Source organism: Verrucomicrobium sp. BvORR106 (assembly GCF_000739655.1).
Lineage (GTDB): Bacteria > Verrucomicrobiota > Verrucomicrobiia > Verrucomicrobiales > Verrucomicrobiaceae > Verrucomicrobium.
In genome coordinates, this window is sequence record NZ_BATR01000001.1 from 1 (window position 1) to 4,163 (window position 4,163).

Annotated in this window: 1 protein-coding gene and 1 tRNA gene; both read right to left on the reverse strand. The window is 61.2% G+C overall.

The window, feature by feature from the left end; all coding sequences use genetic code 11:
• Positions 1 to 2,471 (reverse strand): Ig-like domain-containing protein (locus tag BV106_RS00005; protein ID WP_063767876.1); only part of this gene is annotated, 2,471 nt, incomplete at its 3' end.
• A 1,407-nt stretch (positions 2,472 to 3,878) separates the two neighbouring features.
• A tRNA-Lys gene (locus BV106_RS00010) sits at positions 3,879 to 3,953 on the reverse strand.
• Positions 3,954 to 4,163 lie beyond the last annotated feature (210 nt).

Here is a 4,163-nt window from a genome sequence, read left to right on the forward strand (position 1 = left end):
TGATCATACGGTGCCCGGATCACCACCGGGTCAGACGGCAGGGAGAGCGCCCCCAGCTCATCCTCACCCACCGCCGTTATTTCAAAGTCCCCAAAGGTCCAGGGCGTGAACTCCACCGTGTACGGCGCCGTGTCATCAGACCCCAGCAGGACCCCATGGTGGTAAAAGTGCACCCTGGCAGGGGCGGCGCTCGAGGATATCGTGGCCGTGATCGTCTGGCCCGTGCCCAGGGGCACGATCGTCTCCGTGGGCGGCGACACGATGGTCGCCGCAGGCTCCACGAACTGATAGCCCAGCGCAGGCGAGTTGATGGGCAGAGACACCGGCACGCCCCCGCCAAACTCACGCAACTGCCCCTGCTCCCCCGCACCCCAAGACAAGAGGGTGCCATCAATCTTCAGCGCCAGCGTGTGCCCCCGGCCCGCCGCCACCGTCACCGCGTGCGTCACCCCTGGCACCTGCACCGCCGTCAGGCGGTTCGCCACTGTCCCGTCGCCTAGCTGGCCCGTCGCATTCTTGCCCGCCGCCCAGACCGTGCCGTCACTCCGCACCGCCACCGTGTGATCCTCACCTGCCGCGATCGCCACCACATTCGTCAGCCCGCTCATCTGCACCGCCGTCAGCCGGTTGGTCGTGGTACCATCCCCCAGCTGCCCACTCATGTTGCCACCGAAGGTCCACACCGTGCCATCAGACTTCAGCACCACCGTGTGCATCCCACCCGCCGCCACCGCCACCACGCCCGTCAGCCCTGTTGCCTGCACCGGCACATTCCGCCCCGTCGTCGTCCCATCTCCCAGCCTGCCATAGGTGTTCGCGCCAAAGGTCCACACCGTGCCATCAGACTTCAACATCACAGAGTGGTCGCGCCCCGCCGTTACCGCTGTGATGTTCGTCGTCCCGCTCACCTGCAGCGGCGTGGCCCGGGATGACACCCATGTTCCATCTCCCAGCTCGCCATTGCTGTTGCTGCCAAAACCCCACACCGTGCCATCCGTCTTCAGCACCAGGGAATGGTCATAACCCACCGCCACTGCCTTCGCATTGCTCAGGGCCGTCACCTGCACCGGCGTCAACTGCGACGCCCCTGCCGTCACGCCCAGTTGCCCCAGGGAATTCAGCCCGTAAGACCACACCGTGCCATCCGTCTTGGCCACCACCGTGTGGTTGTACCCCACTGCCACATCCTGCACCCCGCTCAGCCCCGTGGGCTGCACCGGCACGGCAGACGGCACCACCACCCCGTTCCCGAGTTGACCGCAATTGTTATACCCAAAACCCAGCACCACCCCGCTGCCCCGCACCACCCCGGTGTTGTCACCCCCTGCCTTCAACGTCGCCACCGTCGTCACTCCGCTCACCGGCATGGGCAGCTTCCTGGGTGATGGCGAGAGCCCGCCCAGCTTGCCCCCCGCAGAGTAACCCACGCCCCACAGCGTGCCGTCGTTCTTCATCATCACAGAGTGCTCAGAGGCCGCCGCGATCGCCGCCACATCCGTGATCGACATCTCCACCGGCACCGTACTGGCCGTGAGGCTCCCATCCCCCAGCTGCCCGTAGTTGTTGGCTCCAAAAGCCCACACCGAGCCATCGCTCTTCAGCACCAGAGAATGCGTACCCCCGGCCGCAATCGCCACCACATCCGTCAGACCAGACACCTGCACCGGTGCATTGCGGGCTGTCGTCGTCCCATCCCCTAGCTGGCCCTGCGTGTTCGAGCCAAAGGCCCACACCGTGCCATCGCTCTTCAGTGCCAGAGAGTGCCCACCGGCGGCCGCAATCGCCACCACATCCGTCAGACCAGACACCTGCACCGCCGTCAGACGCGTCACATTCGTTCCATCCCCCAGCTGCCCTTCATAGTTCGCGCCAAAGGCCCACACCGTGCCATCACTCTTCAGCGCCAGGGAATGCCCGCTGCCCGTCGCCACATCCACCACATCCGTCAGACCCGTGGCCTGGACAGGGGAGAGCCGCCCCGTGGTCGTGCCGTCCCCCAGATTCCCCCATCCATTCTCTCCGAAACCCCACACCGTCCCGTCCGTCTTCAGCACCAGGGTGTACAGGTCTCCCGCCGCAACATCCGCTGTCACCCCGGAGAGCGCCCCCACCTGGGTGGGATTCCACACGCTCACCGTCGAGTAGCCCAAGCCCAACTGACCAAAGGTGTTGAGCCCGTACATCCACAGCGTGCCATCACTCCGCACCGCTGCCGTGTGCGCCGCCCCGGCTGCAACAGACACGACGTCCGAGAGCGACCCTGCCTGCACCGGCAGCTCCGCACTCCCCGTCATGGAAACGCCCAACTGCCCTAGCTCTGCCGAGCCCACGCCCCAGACCGTGCCGTCCTCCCTGACCACCACCGTGTGATACAGGCCCGCCGCCAGGTTCTTTCCAGTAACCGCCTGCGCCCTCGCCCCGCCTCCCCAGGCCAGGCCCACCAGAATCACCAGCGCCGTGGTCAGCGTCATCCACGTCGTTGACCGTGGGCGCAGCCCCCTTCTCACCCTGCCCCGGCCCCTTCTCCTACTGGCACCAGAGCCTCTGCTTCTGCTGCTGGGACAAAGCAGCCCGTCCTCCCCTGCTGATCCCAGGCGGCACGCGGCCTCCCCATCATGCAGACGACTGGCATGCGGCGCCGCCTGACTCGGGCAGCCACCTCTGTACGTGAAGCATTTGGTTGTGAACTTCATGGTGATTTGCGTGAAAAAATCCGCGGGCATCCAGACATGCCTCTGAAGCACATGGCTTCATGACGACCCGCTGTCTGCCCTTCCAAGTGTGACTCTGACGATCCGTTGCTCTCGACTTCTTCGGCTCCTTGTTCTTCGCCCCGTTGGTCAGCCGGCCTCTTGCCCGGACTTTCTACATACGCTTCATTAATTCTGCAAGCGCAATAAGTTTATCTATAAGCATCACATGATCTCCAGACAATCCAACAGCAATTCAGGGTCAATGGCGTGCTTGGAGAGAACCGCAAGCCGAGCGGGTTACTCTGCCGGGCGCCCCCCGTCCGGACATGTGCTTCCATAGAACCATAACACATTTTTCATGATATTCTGCGATTGGCGCAGCCACCGTACATGTCGGCACTGCGCAATTCCTTCCAAGCTCCGGCAGGTGATTCAATTTCCTCGTCCGGATGAGTTAACGACACAAATCCTTGTCCGGCTCCATTCACCTTGCAATGCTTTATTCGACGCTCGCTTTAATTTTTGACGCACAAATTCCCCGCCCGCCTGGACGTATTCATCCATGTGCATTTTTTATCCATTCATTCGTGAGCATCAATCTTCTCACGAATGGGAACCATCTGGCAGCAGATCCTGGTGGCCTTCACTCCATTTTTGCCAGATCCTTGCAGGTATGAATCTGGAGAATGCCAATGTCGCGTATGAGACCTCCCGGTCCCTCGATTTATTCCCATGACTCAACCTCATCTCTTTCAATTCTTAAATTCAGTATGGAGAACTTCCGCTTCCAAATGTAACGCCGACGACACAAACGCATCCAGCCAAAATTATTTCCTATATGGAATATGTCACCCGCGATCAAGCCGCAACCAGGGCCTTGATCAATTCAGGGCAAATGCCAGCACTCCTTGCGCACTGCAAACAAGGCCAGGACGCCGGAAAAATTGCCCCATTTCAATTTTCGGCTGACACCCGCCTCCCGAACACACTGTCAGGCATTTCCATTGCCTGGTTATGCCACGCGCAGAATTGTGCCCTAATCTACCATGGAGCGAGAAGGGCACATGCATCCGGGAATGATCGCCCGTCCTTCAGAACGAATGGTGGAACAGGTGCCTCGGCAGACAAAATCGCACTCTCAGCGCTCGAGCCATTATTGGACAGCGTTTCTTGCTGCGCGATAAATGGTGGGTTCGGTGGGGGTCGAACCCACGACCAAGAGATTAAGAGTCTCCTGCTCTACCACTGAGCTACAAACCCAATTATTTTCCAGTGGACGGGGAGTATGCCGGAGCTTTGGAGGAATGCAAGCAGAATATGCAACTCGTTATGCACGAAGTGGTAGGAGCGGGATAGAGATGCTGAAAGTCCGTGGCACGGGTACAGTGCCTTCCCCGCGATGGGCCCTCAACACCTCCCCACCTGGCCCAGCCAAACTCACCGCCCCTGGTTCCGAAGCAGGGTTGGAGT